This window comes from Aestuariivirga sp. (genome assembly GCF_044239095.1).
GTDB lineage: Bacteria > Pseudomonadota > Alphaproteobacteria > Rhizobiales > Aestuariivirgaceae > Aestuariivirga.
The window spans coordinates 1-17969 of record NZ_JBIICB010000060.1 but is presented as its reverse complement, the minus strand read 5'-3'; the positions used below and the strand labels follow the sequence as shown (position 1 = coordinate 17969).

Genomic DNA, 17969 nt, shown 5'->3' with positions numbered 1-17969 from the left:
GTGATGGCCGGCCAACCGCTGGCGGAGATTTCGTAAGTGACGTCCATCCCACCCCATATGCCGTCATCCCGGCGAAGGCCGGGATCCAGCTATGGGCGTCCGAAGCTGGACCCCGGCCTTCGCCGGAGTGACGGACTGTGGGGGCGCCGGGATGACGGAGTTATGGGAGGTGCCGGGGCCTTTGGAGCAGTGCCGTCATGAAAATCAAGAAGCTCCTCATCGCCAACCGGGGCGAGATCGCGGTGCGTATCATCCGCGCGGCGAAGGAGCTGGGCATCAAGACCGTGCAGGTGCATTCGGCGGCGGACGCCGAGATGCTGGCGGTGAAGATGGCGGACGAGGCCGTGAACATCGGCCCGCCCCATGCCGCGAAATCCTATCTCAACATCGAGAATATCCTGAAGGCTGCGAAGGACACCGGCGCTGACGCCGTGCACCCCGGCTATGGCTTCCTCGCCGAGAATGCGGGCTTTGCCGATGCGGTGGAGGCGGCTGGGCTGATCTTCATCGGACCCAAGGGTGACTCGATCCGCGTGATGGGCGACAAGGTCGCCGCCCGTGTGGCGGCAGAAGCCGCGGGCGTTCCCGTGGTGCCGGGCTCCGAGGGCCGCGTCGATGATCCGGAGCAGGCGAAGCACATCGCCATGGCGATCGGCTTTCCCGTGATGATCAAGGCGGCGGCAGGCGGCGGCGGGCGTGGCATCCGCATCGCGCATGACATGACCGAGTTCGAGACGCTGATGCCGCAGGCTTCTGCCGAAGCCAAGGCCGCCTTCGGTGATGGTGGGCTCTATATCGAGAAGGTGATCGAGCGGGCGCGGCACATCGAGGTGCAGATCTTAGGCGACGGCAAGCGTGCGGTTCACTGCTTCGAGCGCGAATGCTCGCTGCAGCGCCGCCGCCAGAAGGTGTGGGAGGAAGCACCCTCCGCCGTGCTGCCGCAGTCCGTGCGCGAGAAACTCTGCGCTTCCGCGGTCGCTCTCGCCGAGGCCGTGAACTATCGCGGCGCGGGTACGCTGGAATATCTCTACGACGACCAGACACAGCACTTCTATTTCATCGAGATGAACACCCGCATCCAGGTGGAGCATCCGGTTACCGAGATGATTACGGGGCTCGACCTGGTGAAGGAGATGATCCGCATCTGCGGTGGCGAGCCGCTGCGCTACACTCAAGGTCAGATCACCATGCGTGGTGCGTCCATCGAGGTACGCATCAATGCCGAGGACCCGGCGAAGAACTTTATGCCGTCGCCCGGCACGGTGACGGCACTGCGCGTTCCCGGCGGGCCCGGCACGCGCTTCGACACCATGCTGTATCAGGGCTATCAGGTACCGCCCTTCTATGACTCGCTCCTGGGCAAGCTCATCGTCTGGGACGAGACGCGAGAGGGCGCGATTGCCCGCATGGCGCGCGCCCTTTCCGAGCTTGAGGTCGAGGGGCTTTCCACCACCAAGCCGCTGCACCAAGTGCTGGCGGAAGATGACAATGTCGCGCGAGCAGATTTTCACACGCGCTGGCTCGAGCCCTGGCTCGAGGCCAACGCCCACAGGCTGAACCGTTAAGGGAGGATGGCGCTGAGATGAAGACGCGGTATTCCTATGGAGGCGACGAGCACATCTTCGTCGAGTGCGACGAAGAGATGTCGCTCGAGGCCTTCTTCAAATCGCTGTCCATGGCGACGGCGATCAAGAAGGCGAAGATCAAGGGTGTGACCGAGATCTGCCCGGCCAACGCCTCGATGCAGGTCAAGTTCGATCCCGATGTGATCAAGCCTTCGGATATGCTGAAGGAGTTGAAGGCGATCGAGAAGGCGGCGGCCAAGGCCAAGCCCGTCATCAAGTCGCGCATCATTGAGATCCCAGTGTATTACAATGATCCGTGGACGCATGAAACGCTGATGCGCTTCCGCGACCGCCACCAGGACCCGAAGTCGACGGACATCGAGTATACCGCGCGCATCAATAACCTCGACGGTGTCGAAGGCTTCATCAAGGCGCATTCGGGCGCACCCTGGTTCGTTTCCATGGTGGGCTTCGTGGCGGGGCTGCCCTTCCTCTACCAGATGGTGGACAGGAAGCGGCAGATCCAGTCGCCCAAATACTTGAGGCCCCGCACGGACACGCCGAAGCTTACGGTGGGCCACGGCGGCTGCTTCGGCGCCATCTATTCGGTGCGCGGTGCCGGCGGTTACCAGATGTTCGGCATCACGCCCGTTCCCATTTACGACCCCAGCCAGAAGATCAAGCACCTGAAGGAATTCATGTGCCTGTTCCGCCCCGGCGACATCGTGAAATGGAAACCCATCGACCGCGCTGAATATGACGCGACGGTCGCCGCGGTGGAGAAGGGCAAGTTCAACCTGAAAATGAAGGACGTGACCTTCGATCTCGGCGAATTCAAGAAGGACATGGATGGCTACAATGCCAAGCTGATGGGGGCGCTCAATGGCCGTTAAAGTCATCAAGCCCGGCCTTTCGACCACGGTGCAGGACCTCGGCCGGCCCGGTTACTACAACATCGGCATTCCGCTGTCGGGCGGCATGGACCGGCTGGCGCTGAAGGCCGCGAACCTGCTCGTCGGCAACAAGGAGGGGGCGGCCGTCCTCGAGGCCGTGTTCATGGGCCCCGAACTTCAATTCACGGAAGATGCCACCGTCGCGGTGACGGGGGCGGATCTGCCGCCGCGCGTCAACGGCGAGTCGCGCGAGACCTGGACGTCCTTCAAGGTGAAGAAGGGCCAGACGCTGTCCTTCGACTTCCTCAAGAAGGGGGCGCGCGCCTATATCGCCATATCCGGCGGCATCGACGTTCCTGTCGTGCTCGGCTCACGCTCGACCTATACGCTGGGCGCGCTTGGCGGCTTCAAGGGCCGCAAGCTTGCGGAGGGTGACAAGCTGCCGGTGGGCAAGGGCAGGGCGGTGAAGGAAGGCCGCACCATCCCCGAAAAGCTGCGCCGCGCGCCTGGCGCTCCGGCGGAGCTGCGCATGCTGCCGGGCCTTTATTGGCACCGCATCACGGCGGCGGCCGGCAAGCGGTTCTTCGAGGACGTGTGGAAGGTGGCGCCAGAGGCGGACCGGATCGGCTACCGCTTCCGCGGCGGCAATCCGCTCGAATTCGTTCCGCGTGAGCAGCCATTTGGCGCAGGTTCAGACCCTTCCAACATCGTGGATGCCTGCTATCCTTACGGCTCGATCCAGGTGCCGGGCGGCACGGAGCCGATCGTTCTGCACCGTGATGCGGTGTCGGGCGGAGGCTATTTCATGGTTGGCACCGTGATCTCCGCCGACATGGACCTGATCGGGCAGTTGCAGCCGCATACGCCCGCGCGCTTCGTGGAAGTGACCATGGCGCAGGCGCTCAAGGCGCGGAAGGATCAGGCGAAGCTCTACGACAAGATCAAGTCATCTCTTTAAGGAACATGCACATGAACGGTAATCTTCTCTCCACCCTCTGGCCCCAGTCGCAACTCGCCCACAAGGCTGTCATCCTCGGGCTCGGCGTGGCGCTGCTGACGCTGGCCTCCAAGGTGCAGGTGCCCTTCTGGCCGGTGCCGATGACGCTGCAGGTGCTGGCCGTGCTGATGATCGGCGCTTCGGCAGGCGCCAGGCTGGGCGCGGCAACGGTGCTGTCATGGCTGGCGCTCGGCGCCGTCGGCGTTCCGGTCTTCGCCACGGGTGCGGGGCTGGCCTACATGGCAGGGCCCACGGGTGGCTATCTCGCGGGCTTCCTCGCTGCTGCCGCTGCCGTTGGCTACCTCGCCGACAGGGGCCATGGCCGCACCATCGTCTCGGCAGTGCTCATGCTGCTGGTGGGTGTTGCCATCATCTACGTGCTCGGCCTCGGCTGGCTGGCGAACCTGATCGGTGCTGAGAAGGCAGTCACGGCGGGCCTCTTGCCCTTCATCCCGGCAGAGGTCCTCAAGGTGGCGCTGGGCACCGCCATCCTCACGGCGGCATGGAAGCAGGCGAAGCGGTAATCCGATGAAACGCAAGGCGGGGCAGAAGCCCAAGGTCGATCCGATCACCCTGTCTGTCGTGCGCGGCGTCCTCGAGACGACGCAGCGGGAGATGACCCTGTCGCTGGAGAAGACGGCGCGATCCTCCGTCTTCAACCTGGCGCATGATTATTCAACGGCTCTGTTCAATGCGAAGCCGGAGATGATCCTGCAGGGGCAGGACATTCCGATCCACCTTGGCTCTCTGATCCCCGCCATGAAGGCGGTCGCCAAATTCTTCGAGGGCGACATCCATGAGGGCGACCTCATCCTCCACAATGACCCGGCCTTCGGCGGCAGCCATGCCATCGACACCTGCATGTACAAGCCGGTGTTCTACAAGGGCAAGCTCGTCTACTGGACAGTGTGCAAGGGCCATCTGACCGACATCGGCGGCCCGGTTCCTGCCGGCTACAACCCCAACGCCAAGGAAATCTACGCCGAGTGCCTGCGCATTCCGCCGGTGAAGATCTGGGACAAGGGCAAGCCGCGCAACGACGTGCTCAACATGATCTTCACCAACATGCGCGCAAGGCGTGACCAGGAGGGCGACTTCAACGCGCTGATCGGCGCCTGCCAGGTTGGCGAGCGCAACCTGATCGCCATGCTGGACAAATATGGCCAGGCGACGGTCGATGCCTGCATCAACGAGCTTCTCGACATGGCGGAGCGCCACATGCGCGGCCTCATCAAGACGGTGCCGGACGGCACCTATGAGGGTGTTGCCATCCTCGAGGACGCAGGCCACGGGTTTGGCGATTTCGAGATCAAGGCCAAGGTGACGATCAAGGGCGATGGCTGCCACATTGCCATCTCGTCGCCGCCGCAGATCCCCTATTTCATCAACTCCTATGAGGGCAACTCGCATTCGGGCGTCTATCTGGGCCTGATGATGTTCGCGGCGCTGCCGCCGCCCTACAATGAGGGCCTCTACCGCTGCGTCTCGGTGGACTTCGGGCCGAAGGGCACGATTTGCAACGCGGCAGAACCCGCGCCCCACATGAACTGCACCACGACGCCGATGGAAACCCTGACGGACGCGGTGCGGCTTGCCTTCGAGAAGGCGATGCCGTCCAAGGTCTCGGCCAGCTGGGGCCATGCCAATGGCCTCAACATCGCAGGCTGGGATTCGCGCACGAATGAGGAATTCGTGACCATGGTGCTCGCCACCATCATCTCCGGCGGCGGCGCGACACCACAGCAGGACGGCTGGCACGCGGTCGGCCCCGAATGCTGCTTCGGCGCGCTGACATCGGGTGACGTGGAGCTGCTCGAATATTCCTACCCCATCATCATCCACAAATACTCGCTGATGACGGATTCCGGTGGTGCGGGCAAATTCCGCGGCGGATCAGGCACGGCCTGGGAGGTGGAACCCCTCGACAAGGAAATGTTGTGCATCGGCTTCGGCGAGGGCCGCCGCATCCCCGCCATGGGTGCTGCGGGTGCAAAGTCCAAGGACGTCGACTCCAAGGTCGGCCGCGTGAAGCTTACCCGCGGCGGCAAGAGCGAGGTGAAGCGTACCAACATCATGGAGACGATCCAGCCCGGAGACACCGTCACCAACATGAACCCCGGCGGCGGCGGCTATGGCAACCCCTATGAGCGCCCCATTGAAAAGGTGGTGTGGGACGTGAAGAACGGCCTCGTCTCCGTCAAGGGCGCACGCGACGACTATGGCGTGGTGATCGCGGACCCCGAAACCCTCGATGTCGACATGGCCGCCACCAAGCGGCTGCGGTCGGCGGCGTGAGAGAGAGGGAGAACAGGACCATGCGCACCAATTATCGTCTCGGCATTGACGCGGGCGGCACCTTCACGGATTTCGTCGTCGCCAATCGCGCGAATGGCGAGGTCAAGCTCTTCAAGGCGCTGTCCACGCCGTCTGACCCGACCAAGGCCATCGAGAATGGCCTGAAGCTGATCGCCGATGATTTCGGCATCAGCGCTTCCGACCTCGTCTCCGACTGCGATCTCTGCATCAACGGCACCACGGTGGGCCTCAATGCGCTCATCACCCATCGCGGCGGCAAGACCGGCCTCATCTGCACCGCGGGCCATGAGGACTCAATCGAGATCCGCAACGGCCACAAGGAAGACGGCTTCCGCTACGATCCGGAATATCCGGCCGCCACCATGCTGGTGCCGCGCTACCTGCGGAAGGGTGTGCGCGAACGCGTCATCTCCGATGGCTCGGTGCGCACGCCCATGGAAGACGCCGATGTGCGCGCTGCCTGCGAGCTGTTCCGGAAAGAGGGGGTGGAGACCGTTGCCATCTCCTTCGTCTGGTCGGTGCTGAACCCGGAGCATGAGCGGCGCGCGGCCGACATCGTGCGCAAGATGCTGCCGGACGTGATCCTCACCGTGGGCTCTGAACTCTATCCGCAGATCCGCGAATACACCCGCACATCGACGGCGGTGGTGAACGCCTATCTGGCCCCCGTGATGCGGCGCTATGTGACGGCGGTGGATGCCTATTTCCGCTCGCTCGGCGCCAAGCAGCCGGTGCGCTACTTCCAGTCCAACGGTGGTCTCGCCATCGGCCAGGTGATGACGGACCGCTCCGTCTACGCAATCAATTCCGGCCCGGCGTCTGCTCCGCAGGCGGGCCTCTATGTCTCCGCACCGTTCAAGAAGAAGAACGTGATCACGGTGGACATGGGCGGCACGTCTTTCGACATCACGCTCACCAAGGACGGGCAGACCAACCTCAACAAGAACATCGACTTCCTGCGCTATCGCATCGGCGTGCCGATGATCCAGGTGGAAACGCTGGGTGCGGGCGGCGGCTCGATCGGCTGGATCGACTCCCTGGGCCTCATCCAGGTCGGCCCGCAATCGGCAGGCTCGGAGCCGGGGCCTGCCTGTTACGGCCAGGGCGGCACGGAGCCGACGACGTCGGACGCCAACCTGGTGCTGGGCTATCTCAACCCTGATGGCCTTTTGGGCGGCAAGCTGCCGCTCGATCTCGAGAAGGCCAGGAAGGCGATCAAGGCCAAGGTTGCGGATCCGCTCGGCATCTCGGTCGAGCGCGCGGCCTATGGCATGTACACCATCGTCAACAACAACATGGTGAACGGCATCCGCCGCGTCTCGGTGGAGCGTGGTTATGACCCGCGCGATTTCGTGCTGGTGGGTGCGGGCGGCGCCACCGCCGCGCATATCACCGCTCTCGCCCGCGAGATGGGCATCGACACCATCATCCTGCCGAAGCTCGCCTCTGGCCTCTGCGCCTTCGGCCAGATCATCTCGGACGTCAAATACAACTACATGGCCACGGCGCCCGTCCGCCTTGACAACAAGGCAGCCTACAAGCGCATCGACACGCTGTTCGGCGAGATCGAGACGCAGGGCGTGGCGCATCTGAAGAGCGATGGCTTCAAGGCCGGGCAGATCGACGTGAAGCGCAGCCTCGACATGCGCTATGTCGGCCAGGTGCATGAATGCACGGTGGACATCGGCACCTTCCCGATCAACGAGAAGACCATCGAGAAGGTGAAGGACGCCTTCCACCGCCGCCATGAGGAGCTCTACACTTACTCCGAGCGCCACAATGCGGTGGAGGTGGTGAACATCGAGTCGACCCTCTATGGCCGCATCGACAAGCCCAAGGCGCCGAAGCTGGCCAAGGGCGCTACGGCGGCGAAGGCGCTGAAGGGCCATCGCAAGGCAGTGTTCGAGGCCTCCGGCAAGGCAACGCGCACGCCGATCTATGACGGCTCGAAGCTCGGTGCGGGCGCGGCTGTTGCGGGGCCCGCCATCATCGAGGAGGTGACGACCACCATCGTCATTGAACCGGGCTGGACGGCGAAGCTCGACGCCAGCGGATCCTACGTCATCACGCGCGCCGCGCGGAAGAAGAAATAGCGGAGGATCATCGCCCGGCCGCTCTCAGCCGCCGGTGTGTCCGTTGCCTTCGAGGGTCTGAAGGCGCTTTGTCGTCTTCCTGCGCCGCGTGCTGGCCCACCACCCGGCGCAGCTACGATATTGGCCCGTGCCTGCGCCGCGTCAGCAGCACGTCACTGCACGGTGCCCCGCGCATCGACCCTGACGGAGCCCAGCACCATACTGCCCCGCACGAACACCACGCGGTCGAACAGGTTGGTGACCGGGCAGACATGGTTGGGCGTGATGCGCAGCATGTCGCCCACCTTCGGCTTGTCGTTGACCCTCGAGATATCGAGATAGCCGTGCTCTTCCGACATGTTGTAGACGCGCGCGCCGGACAGCGAGCGCACTTCACCATAGCCTTCGAGGCCGAGCAGGTCGCTGGTCAGCGCCTTGGAGCCAGCGTCCAGCATGGCGCGGTCGCCGTTGGGCACGCTCACCACGGTCGAGAGTACGCTCAGCGCGCAATCATCTGGGGCGGCGGATCCGGCGGCAACCTGCATGCGGTCGAAGTAGATGTAAGTTCCGGCGCGGTATTCGTTGACGCCGTCGAGGCCATCGTCCTTCCACATGTCCGGCGAGCCGCCTGCGGATATGGCGGCGGGCGCCAGGCCCGAAGCGGCAAGCCCGTGGCTGGCTTCTGCGAGGAAGTCCGCCATCTGGCCCCGCGCGCCGTTTTTCGGCAGCGTCATCAGCCCGCCGAAGGCGAGGCCCGGTGTGCGGTCAACCGCCTGGGCGAGGCGGACCGCCTCGGGCGGCGTCTGCACGCCGTTGCGCGCGGCCCCCGTGTCACATTCGACGAGGACCTCGATGTCACGCCCGGCAAGGCTGGCGGCATGCGACAGGCCCTCCAGCACCGCGGCATTGTCCGCCACCACCTTGATGGCGGTGCGCTGCGCCAGTGCCGCGAGCCGCTCCAGCTTGTGCCGGCCCACGACGTTGAAGGTGAGAAGCATGTCGGTGATGCCCGCATCGGCCATCACCTCCGCTTCGCCGAGCTTCTGGACGGTGATGCCCTTCGCACCCATCGCGATCTGTGCCTTGGCGAGCGGAACCAGCTTGTGGGTTTTGATGTGGGGACGGTTGGCAAGGCCGCGCGCGTCGCAGCGCTGTTGCCAGCGCAGCAGGTTGCGCTGCACCACGTCAATGTCGATCACCGGCACTGGCGTCTCGAGGTCTTCCAGCCTGCTGCCGGCTTCGTCAAAATCGAAATGCGTGAGGATGTCCATGGGGCGGATTCCATTTGATGCGTTGCATTAGAGCATGATCCGCAAAAGTGGAAACCACTTTTGCGATAAGATCATGCTCAAGCCATTAATCTTGCGCGCGTTCTTTTCGACCAGGTGAGTCCACCTGGCCGGAACGCGCGCTAGCTTAGCACCGCCAGGGGGACATGGCGACGTGGGCGTTGCTGGGGTGCAGGCGCTTGGCTAGTGTCGCTCCAGTTATGCACAAAGGGGGTGTTCCATGTATCTCGAAAAGCTGCGGCTCGATGGCCGCGTGGCGGTGGTGACGGGCGCCGGGCAGGGCATTGGCGCGGCCTGTGCGCAGGCCCTGGGCGAGGCGGGCGCCGTTGTCATCGTCACGGACGTGCTGCAGGAGCGGGTCGAGAACGCCGTGAAGGCGCTGAAGGACAAGGGCCTCACGGCTTATGGCAAGCAGATGGATGTCACCAATTCGGCCGAGGTCGACCGGGTGGCGGCGGAGATCGAGAAGGCCCATGGGCCGGTGTCGATCCTCGTCAACAATGCCGGGATCGCCAAGTCCGACGTCAAGGCCGAGGACACGACGGATGACCACTGGCGCCTCCACATGGACATCAACCTCGATGGCGTGTTCTGGTGCTGCCGTGCCTTCGGCAGGCAGATGCTGGCGGCAGGGCGTGGCTCTGTCGTGAACATCGGCTCGATGTCGGGCTATATCGTGAACAAGCCGCAGCCGCAGGCCTTCTACAATGCATCCAAGGCCGCCGTGCACCACCTGACGCGCTCACTCGCGGCTGAATGGGCCACGCGTGGCGTGCGCGTCAACGCGGTCGCACCCACCTATATCGAAACACCGCTCACCGCCTTCGGCATGAAGGAACATCCGGAAATGCTGAAGACCTGGCTCGAGATGACGCCGATGAACCGCGTCGGCCAGCCGGACGAGATCGCCTCGGTCGTCCACTTCCTCGCCTCCGATGCCGCGAGCCTGATGACGGGCTCAATCGTGCTGGCGGATGGCGGGTATTGCTGCTGGTGAGGCTTAAAGCGACGGGTTGTCAGTTGAGATCACTGGAATATCTGCACTCCATTCTCACCGTCATGCCAGCTTTCGCTGGCATGACGGTGAGAGTTATGAGGTGATCGCACCTGGCCGGAACGCGCGCTAGCCTGGCGGCGGAAAGCGGCGCTTGAGGTCGGCGATCTGCTCTTCGTTGAGATAGCGCGTTGGCTTGCCGTGGAGGAGGAGATAGAGCCTGGCCGTCTCCTCCAGCTCCTCGATCGCATCGACCGCCGCGGAAAGGCTCGTGCCCGCCACCACGGGCCCGTGGTTGGCAAGCAGCACGGCGTTGTGGTTTGCAGCAGCACGGCCCACCGCCTCGCCCAGCGCCTTGTCGCCCGGCGCGTAATAGGGAATGAGCGGTAGCTTGCCCACCCGCATCACGTAGTAGGCGGTGATTGGCGGCAGCACGTCCTCATGGTTGATGCAGTCGAGGCAGGAGACGGCCACCGAATGCGTCGAATGGAGATGCACCACGGCGCCGGCCTTCGCCCGCTCGCGGTACATGGCGAGATGCAGGAAGCTTTCCTTGGTCGGCTCGTCGCCATCCACCAGGCGGCCATGATCGTCGAGCTTCGACAGGCGGGCGGGATCGAGCCGGCCGAGCGAAGATCCGGTCGGCGTCATCAGCCAGCCATCGGCAATCCTCATCGAGATGTTGCCGGAAGAGCCGAAGGTCAGGCGGCGCTCGAACATGGAGCGGCCCATCTCGCAAATGAAGTCGCGTGCCTTGGACTCGATCATGACAGCGCCTCCAGGGCTTCCGCGAAGAAGTCGGGACCGCCGAAATTGCCGGATTTCAGCGCCAGCGCATAGCGCGCCGATCCGTAGGAGAGGCAGGCGGGAACGCCCGGCGCGATCTGCGGGCCGATTTCGAGCGCCTCGACATTCAGCGCCGAGACGACTGCTCCCGAGGTTTCGCCCCCCGCGATGACGAAGCGGCGCACGCCCTTTTCCGCCAGCCCTTTCGCCAGCGCGGCAATGGCATGCTCGATCATCTCGCCCGCCTTCTCGCGGCCGAACTGCGCCTGGACGGCCGCCACCTTGTCCGGCGGGGCCGAGGCATAGATGAGGGCGGGGCCGGACGTGAGCGTCTCGCCAGCCCAGGCGAGCAGCGCGGCCACTGTCTTTTCCGGTTCACGCGCAAGCGCCAGCGGGTCGATGGCGCGGGCGGCGTGCTTTGCCGCGAAGCGTTCCACCTGGCCCAGCGTTGCGGCCGAGCAGGAACCGGAGAGAACGATGCCCGGGCCGCCCACGCCGTGAAGGGCCGATGCGCCCTCGCGCTTCGGGATGAGGCGGGCGGTGCGGTAGTTCTGCGGCAGGCCGATCGCCACACCGGAGCCGCCGGTGATGAGGGGCAGGGCGGAGGAGGCCGCCCCGATATTCTCGAGGTCTTTGTCTTCGACCGCATCGACGATGGCGTGGCGGATGCCTTGCGCCTTGAGTGCCGAATAGGCCTCGGCAATGGCAGGGGCACCCTGCTTCACGGCCTTGTAAGGAACAAGCCCCACCCGGTGCGGTGTCTGACGCCCCAGCACGCGCACAAGATTGGCATCGCGCATGGGGGTGAGCGGGTGGTTCTTCATCGAACTGTCGGAGAGCAGGTCTCCACCAACGAAGAGATGGCCCAGATAGATGGTGCGGCCGTTTTCGGGAAAAGCCGGGCAGGCGATGGTGAAGTCAGCGCCCAGCTCATCGAGCAGCGCATCTGCCACCGGGCCGATGTTGCCGTCATCCGTCGAATCGAAGGTGGAGCAGTATTTGAAGAAGATCTGTTTTGCCCCGTTGGCCCGCAGCCAGCGGCAGGCGGCGAGCGACTGCGCCACGGCCTCCGCTGCCGGGATGGTGCGCGATTTCAGCGCCACCACCACGGCATCGGCATCAGGTGCGGCGCCCTTCGGCATGCCGATCGTCTGCACCGTGTGCATGCCGCGGCGGGTCAGTGTATTGGCAAGGTCGGTAGCGCCGGTGAAGTCGTCGGCGATGCAGCCCAGGATCATTGATCAGCCCGTCTTGATGCGGACGAGTGCGTAGGGTCCGAGTTCGATGCCAGAAACCTTCTTCACACGCTCGCCCGGCAGCGACAGGAAGTCGGGCCTGGTGACGAGCGAGGTGAATGTCCGTTCCGACAGTTGGTGGACATCCGCAGCGCCGCCGAGGCCCGTCACCTTCACGGATTGTGTTTCCGGGGTCAGGTTCGCGAGCCAGAGTTCGCGCCCCTCCCGCGATTGATGCGCAAGCGCTGCGATGGCGGAAGGTGCGCTGGCGGTGGTCTCCAGCCGCTTGTTGCCGTTCGCCGCGCCGAGCCCCGCGAGCACGTGATAGCTGGGATAGACTTCGGCCTTGCTGCCGTCGAACCATGGCTGCGGATAATCCGCCTTGCGATGGATGACGCCCTGCGGCCCGGTGACGGCGCCGAGCGCCACGGCGTCGAGCCCGCCCCTGGCGCAGGCCGCGGCAAGGCCAAGGTTCCAGGCCGCGGCATACAGGCCGCGCTGGCGGGGGTCCATGTCGGTGAGGCAGACCCGGCCATTGCCCGGATTGGATGCCACAGCCGCTCCATAGGGATTGTGGCGGCAGGCGATGGACGATGGGCCCAGCAGATAGGGCGTTCGGCCGATCATGTGGCGCGTCGAGGCAATGATCGACGGGATGGCTTCAAGCGTTTCCATCACTGAAAGATCGTCCGGGGCGTGCGCGATGGGACAAACGCTGTGGGTGACGAAATCGAAGAGGCCCTTCGGCACCGGCTTGCGATTGAGCTCGGTGAAATAGGACAGCATGCCGCCGCCCAGCGTGACGCCGGGAAACGCCTCGCGCGCAGCGGCGGCCATTTCCTCGTAGCTTGGCCCCCAGGGCCGCGGCGTGTTGGGCTGGAAGGACATCAGATCATGAGCCTGGGTGACAATGATCGCGTCGGGAGCGTAGTCCGCGGCGCGCAGCTCCGCCGCGATGGCCGCCATCTCCGCCATGGCCGGGGCTTTGGCGGGAAGGATGATTTCCAGGAACGACAGCGCCCCGCTTCGCGCGCAAAGCTCCCGGAAGGCCGCCGCCGCCTGGCGCTGGCCCTGTTTGCGGCCGTCGATCTGGCAGACGAGGTGGTTGGGTTCCATCATCGCGACGAGATCGGCCTTGGCGAGTGCCTGTTCCGCTTCCGGCATGGGGACGCCGCAGCCGATGGCCGGTATGCTGCCCTTGGCGCCGCCGACAGCCACCGTGACGCCAGAACTGGCCTTTGCGGCCTTGCCGGCCTGGGGCTTGCCCTCGATGCGAAGGGTGATTGACTGGGTAAAGGGCTCGCCCTTCTTCAGCGTGTAGGGCCATGGGTCGAGCAGCGAGCAGACATAGGTCTTGTAGGAGGCGTCCATCCAGTTGCGGTGGTCCTCCATCTCGAATTTATTGCCCTCCATCAGCACGGTGGCGGTGACGCCGGGCATGACGGTGTGCTTCAGCGAGCGGATCTCAAACACGGGCTGGCCGGGGCTGATGAATTTCGGGAAGCGTCCCTTGCGCTTGCGGCCGTCGGTGTGGACGATCTCGACGGACTCGCCCACGACCCCGATGAGCGGGTGAAGCACCACGAAGCCCGTGCGGTTGGTCAGGAAGTCGGTGAGAGGAGTTCCTGTGGCGGAGAAGACAAGCGTGCCGTTCGCTTTGGCCTCGATCTTCGCGTCGTAGCGCAGGCCCTGGGCCTTGTCCTTCGCGGTGGCGGTGTAGCTGATGGTGAAGCCATCCTTGCCCTGGGCGATCTTCAGCTTGTCGATCACCGGGCCATAGGTTCCCCAGTTCTGGTCGCGCAGGAGGTAGGCGATGCCGCGCAGCACTTCGACACCCCGGTAGCGGATGTAGCGGAGCGCGCCATTGTCGAACAAGGCGGTGATCGGCCCGGCGGAGAGGATGCGCCGCTTGCCCTCCGCCACGTCCGTTCCGGTCAGCTTGATCGCGCGGGTGAGTGCGCTCTTGGCCATTGTCTGCCTCCCTGTGTCTTCAAACGGCTTCTTGGATACGGGATCGATGATGACCGCATGGGTCATGTCGATGTCAATCTCCGTCTTCATCACCGGGCGGGAAAACGTCATGGGCGGCAAGCTCGGCAATGAGCGATGTGCCGCCCCGCTCACTTCCCCGCTGCTTCGGGCAATCTCCTATAGTCAGCCGAAGCGCTTGCCGAAGGCTTCGAGCTTTGCCTTGAAACCAGGGTTGTTCATGACATCGCGGTTGACGATGCCGCGCGGCATCTGGCCTTTCATGACGTCGAGCACGGCCCTCACGTCCGCAGCGCCGTTGCCGGCGAAGCACTGGTCTGTCCAGCACAGGGCGTGCGGGGCGGCGATGACGTTGTCGAGTTTGAGCAGGAGGTCGCCGGGGTCCGTCGGCTCCTGCTCGAAGACGTCAAGGCCCGCGCCGGCGATGCGGTGCTCCGCGAGGACCTTGGTCAGCGCCTTCTGGTCGACGATCGGGCCCCGCGCGGTGTTGATGAGATAGGCCGTGGGCTTCATCAGCGCGAGCCGCCCGGCATTGACGATGTGGTGCGTGTCCGTGGTGAGCGGGCAGTTGATGGTGAGGACATCGGAGCGCGCGAAAAGCTGCTCGATGGAGACGAGTTCGATGCCGAGTTCGGCGGCCACCTGCTTGTCGGCGTAAGGATCATGCGCGATGAACTGCATGTCGAATGGCTTGGCCAGTCTGAACATCTCCGCGCCGATGTTGCCGACGCCGAGCGAGCCCAGCGTCTTGCCGACGAGGCCCACGCCCATGTGCTCGCCGCGCGCGGCGAAGCCCGGCGGGCCTGAGCGGGCGAGCCTGTCTTTCACCATCAGCTTGCCGGTGAGTGCCAGCATGAAGGTGATGATCGAGACGGCAACGGGCCGCCGCACGCCGTCTGGCGTGATGACGAGGGCGACGTTGCCCGCCGTGCAGGCCGGAACGTCCACCGTGTCATAGCCGACGCCGAAGCGGGCCACGACGGCGAGCCGGCCCGATTTCGGGATGCTTCCCGCATCGAAGCGCTGGGCAAGCAGGATCAGCGCGTCAAAGTTTTCGAGCTGCTCACCCTTGAGAGGCGAGGCATTGTCGAGAAACGCCATCTCCACGTTCTTGGCTTCTCTGAGCGGTGTGAGATCGAAGTCGGGGAAGGTGGGCGATCCGTCTGCCTTCCTGAAGTCTCCGGAGAGTGCCACGCGGAAGCCCGCCATCAGCGCACTCCCTCGCGCATGGCCTTGCCCGCGGCGGCAAGGCCGTCGCGCAGCACCCAGACATCGCCCGAATAGCAGATGAAGTCGAAGCCCTGGCGGTACATGGCGATGCCCTGCTCGACATTGGGCACGAGGCGGCCAAGAGCCTTGTTGTGCTTCTTCGCCGCGGCGATGATCGCCTCCATGGCGGCGATGAATTTCGGGTGCCCGAACTCGCCGGGAAAGCCGAGCGAGACGGAAAGGTCGAAATGGCCGACCCACAGGCCGTCGACGCCAGGCAGGGCGGCGATGCCATCAACGTTGCTTGCCCCCTCCGCGGTTTCGATCAGGCAGATCACGGCGGTGCGGTCATTGGCGGCCTGCAGCGCCGCGGCCACCGGGGCGGTGCGGTAATTGTCATGCGCCATCTGCAGCCCCACGCCGCGCTTGCCGGCGGGGAAATATTTCACTGCATCGACCATGGCCTGCGCCTGCGCGACGGTGGAGATCATCGGGGCGATCAGACCCTCTGCACCCATGTCGCAGGCGCGGGCCAGCATGTTATTCTCCAGTGCGGGCACGCGCACGATCACGGGCATGCCCGCCGCCTCGAAGTAGCGGATGGCGCTTTTCAGCGTCTCGAAGCCGAAGCCCGAGTGCTCCATGTCGAAAAAGGCGAAGTCGAGACCTGCCTGCTTGAGGATGTGGCCGATCCCCGGCGTCGCGAACTCCACGATGAAGTTGCCGACCTTCAACTCCTTCGATGCCGCAAGCTGCTTCAGTCCCAAACCGGAAATTCCTTCAAGCTTGCTGCAGCGATGAGAGCCAACTGATTGACTTGTCATACCAGCAGCATGTAATCACTCTGAAAACTATCGGAGGTTTTCCGTATGACGTCAATTGCTCTCTTCGGTGCCGGCGGCAAGATGGGCCACAGGCTGACCCGCAATCTCAAGGGCTCGCGCTTTGAGGTCCGCCATGTGGAGGTGAGCGAGGCTGGCCGCGCGCGGCTGGCGCAGGATTTCGGGTTCACCTGCGTGCCCGCTGAAGAGGCGCTGGCAGGGGCCGAGGTGGCGATCCTCGCCGTGCCGGACACGCACATTGGCAAGGTGGCACAGTCGGTCCTGCACCTTTTGAAGCCCGGCATGATGGTGGTTGTTCTCGATGCCGCGGCCCCTTTCGCGGGCCACCTGCCGGCCCGGCCTGACCTCACCTATTTCGTGACCCACCCCTGCCATCCGCCGATCTTCAATGACGAGACGGACCCGGAGGCCAAGAAGGACCGGTTCGGCGGTGTCGCGGCGAAGCAGCATATCGTGAGCGCACTCATGCAGGGGCCGGAAGAGCACTATGCGCTGGGCGAGGAGGTGGCGCGCACCATCTGGGCCCCCGTGATGCGCTCCCACCGGGTGAGCGTGGAGCAGATGGCGCTGCTGGAGCCCGGCCTTTCGGAAACCGTGGTGGCCTCGCTCCTTGACGTGATGCGCGAGGCGATGGACGAGGTGGTGGCCCGCGGCGTTCCCGCCGAGGCCGCGCGGGACTTCCTGCTCGGGCACATGAACATTCTCGGCGCCGTGATCTTCAAGGAGCAGCCCGGCGTCTTCTCGGACGCCTGCAACAAGGCCATCCAGTTCGGCAAGCCCGCGCTGATGCGGGACGACTGGAAGAAGGTTTTCGAGCCGGAGGAGATCGCCGCCTCGATCCGCCGCATCACCTAAGGGCATGGGTCCCATCCCAAGGAAACCCTTGCGCTTGCAGCGCCGTTGGTGCTGAAACCCGCCCATTCAGGAGTGGGCCATGCTGGAATTCTTTCAATCCATGATGACGGGGGATGCCCTGTGGGCTTTGGGCCAGGTCATCATGATCGACCTCGTCCTCGCAGGTGACAATGCCGTGGTGATCGGCCTTGCCGCCTCTGGTCTTCCCAAGGACCAGCGCAACAAGGCCATCTTCGTCGGCATCATCGCGGCCACCGTGCTCCGTATCGGCTTTGCCAGCGTCACGACCCAGCTCCTGCAGGTCCTGGGACTGATCCTCGTCGGCGGCATCCTGCTGCTGTGGGTGAGCTGGAAGATGTGGCGCGAGCTGCGCGACGGCCATGCGCAGGAGGAAGGCGTCGAGGCGGTCACCGGCGAGGACATCAATGCCGATGGCACTGTGGGGGCACCCGTGGGCCGCAAGACCTTCCGCCAGGCCGCCTGGCAGATCATCGTGGCAGATGTTTCGATGTCGCTCGACAATGTGCTGGCGGTGGCCGGCGCGGCCCGTGAGCATCCGGGCGTGCTGGTAATCGGTCTTGTGCTGTCGATCGCGCTCATGGGGCTTGCGGCCACCTTCATCGCCAAGCTGCTGCAGAAATACCGCTGGATCGCCTATGTCGGACTTGCCATCATTCTCTACGTCGCGCTCGACATGATCTATCGCGGCATCCTGGAACTCTATCCCGTCTTGGTGTGACATGATCACCTTTGATAAAGACCGCTTTCTCCGCATCCAGTCCGGGGCACTGGCGCTTCAGCCCGCGATCCACGAGGCGATGGGCGGGCTGATCGCCGCGGGCAAGCGCAACGTCTTCTTTCTCGGCACCGGTGGGGCGGCGATCCTCATGCAGCCGGCGGCCCTGCTGCTGCAGCGCCGTTCGGGTT

15 protein-coding genes and 1 pseudogene are annotated in these 17969 nt (G+C 64.5%); 10 read left to right on the top strand and 6 right to left on the bottom strand.

Annotated elements, in window-relative coordinates; genetic code table 11:
* Nucleotides 1–197 precede the first annotated feature (197 nt).
* The 6 genes from ACILRA_RS07885 to ACILRA_RS07860 are packed head-to-tail and all read left to right on the top strand — an operon-like array spanning nt 198 to nt 7864.
* Complete coding sequence (locus ACILRA_RS07885) at nt 198–1565, top strand: acetyl-CoA carboxylase biotin carboxylase subunit (RefSeq protein ID WP_395661551.1); 1368 nt, start codon at nt 198–200, stop codon at nt 1563–1565.
* 17 nt (nt 1566–1582) lie between these two features.
* Entirely contained in the window at nt 1583–2458 is an 876-nt protein-coding gene (locus ACILRA_RS07880; protein ID WP_395661550.1) for an allophanate hydrolase subunit 1, read from the top strand.
* On the top strand, nt 2448–3416 hold the full coding sequence (locus tag ACILRA_RS07875) for a biotin-dependent carboxyltransferase family protein (RefSeq protein WP_395661549.1): 969 nt from the start codon (nt 2448–2450) through the stop codon (nt 3414–3416). Before ACILRA_RS07880 ends, ACILRA_RS07875 begins: the two co-directional genes overlap by 11 nt.
* A gap of 11 nt (nt 3417–3427) precedes the next feature.
* Entirely contained in the window at nt 3428–3979 is a 552-nt protein-coding gene (locus ACILRA_RS07870; protein ID WP_395661548.1) for a biotin transporter BioY, read from the top strand.
* Between the two features lie 4 nt (nt 3980–3983).
* Nucleotides 3984–5750, top strand: a complete 1767-nt coding sequence (locus tag ACILRA_RS07865; RefSeq protein WP_395661547.1) for a hydantoinase B/oxoprolinase family protein — start codon at nt 3984–3986, stop codon at nt 5748–5750.
* Between the two features lie 20 nt (nt 5751–5770).
* Entirely contained in the window at nt 5771–7864 is a 2094-nt protein-coding gene (locus ACILRA_RS07860; protein WP_395661546.1) for a hydantoinase/oxoprolinase family protein, read from the top strand.
* 152 nt (nt 7865–8016) lie between these two features.
* On the opposite strand, the gene ACILRA_RS07855 is transcribed toward ACILRA_RS07860, so the two are convergent.
* Nucleotides 8017–9114: an alanine racemase gene (locus ACILRA_RS07855; protein WP_395661545.1), complete on the bottom strand. Its 1098-nt coding sequence runs from the start codon at nt 9112–9114 to the stop codon at nt 8017–8019.
* A gap of 238 nt (nt 9115–9352) precedes the next feature.
* On the opposite strand from ACILRA_RS07855, the gene ACILRA_RS07850 reads away from it, so the two are divergent.
* A complete protein-coding gene (locus tag ACILRA_RS07850; protein WP_395661544.1) occupies nt 9353–10129 on the top strand; it encodes an SDR family NAD(P)-dependent oxidoreductase in 777 nt (258 codons plus the stop codon).
* A gap of 126 nt (nt 10130–10255) precedes the next feature.
* Here the strand turns inward: ACILRA_RS07850 and otnC are convergent, their stop codons facing one another.
* The 5 genes from otnC to ACILRA_RS07825 all read right to left on the bottom strand — a co-directional run bounded on the left by otnC (nt 10256) and on the right by ACILRA_RS07825 (nt 16112).
* Entirely contained in the window at nt 10256–10894 is a 639-nt protein-coding gene (otnC, locus tag ACILRA_RS07845; RefSeq protein ID WP_395661543.1) for a 3-oxo-tetronate 4-phosphate decarboxylase, read from the bottom strand.
* Nucleotides 10891–12150, bottom strand: coding sequence for a 3-oxo-tetronate kinase (gene otnK / locus ACILRA_RS07840; protein ID WP_395661542.1), 1260 nt, complete (start codon nt 12148–12150; stop codon nt 10891–10893). The genes otnC and otnK overlap by 4 nt, the downstream gene beginning before the upstream one ends.
* 3 nt (nt 12151–12153) lie before the next feature.
* Nucleotides 12154–14229: a hypothetical protein gene (locus ACILRA_RS07835; RefSeq protein ID WP_395661541.1), complete on the bottom strand. Its 2076-nt coding sequence runs from the start codon at nt 14227–14229 to the stop codon at nt 12154–12156.
* Nucleotides 14230–14301: 72 nt separating this feature from the next.
* Complete coding sequence (locus ACILRA_RS07830) at nt 14302–15345, bottom strand: NAD(P)-dependent oxidoreductase (RefSeq protein WP_395661540.1); 1044 nt, start codon at nt 15343–15345, stop codon at nt 14302–14304.
* Nucleotides 15345–16112 carry an HpcH/HpaI aldolase/citrate lyase family protein gene (locus ACILRA_RS07825; RefSeq protein WP_395661539.1) on the bottom strand — a complete coding sequence of 256 codons (768 nt, stop codon included), beginning with the start codon at nt 16110–16112 and terminating at the stop codon, nt 15345–15347. Before ACILRA_RS07825 ends, ACILRA_RS07830 begins: the two co-directional genes overlap by 1 nt.
* 102 nt (nt 16113–16214) lie before the next feature.
* Between ACILRA_RS07825 and ACILRA_RS07820 the strand changes: the two genes are divergently transcribed.
* The 3 genes and pseudogenes from ACILRA_RS07820 to ACILRA_RS07810 form a co-directional block, all read left to right on the top strand.
* Nucleotides 16215–17042, top strand: a complete 828-nt coding sequence (locus ACILRA_RS07820) for a phosphogluconate dehydrogenase C-terminal domain-containing protein (protein WP_395661538.1) — start codon at nt 16215–16217, stop codon at nt 17040–17042.
* A gap of 79 nt (nt 17043–17121) precedes the next feature.
* Nucleotides 17122–17781 carry a TerC family protein gene (locus ACILRA_RS07815; protein ID WP_395661537.1) on the top strand — a complete coding sequence of 220 codons (660 nt, stop codon included), beginning with the start codon at nt 17122–17124 and terminating at the stop codon, nt 17779–17781.
* Nucleotide 17782: 1 nt separating this feature from the next.
* Nucleotides 17783–17969, top strand: a pseudogene (locus ACILRA_RS07810) (sugar isomerase); the annotation flags it as partial.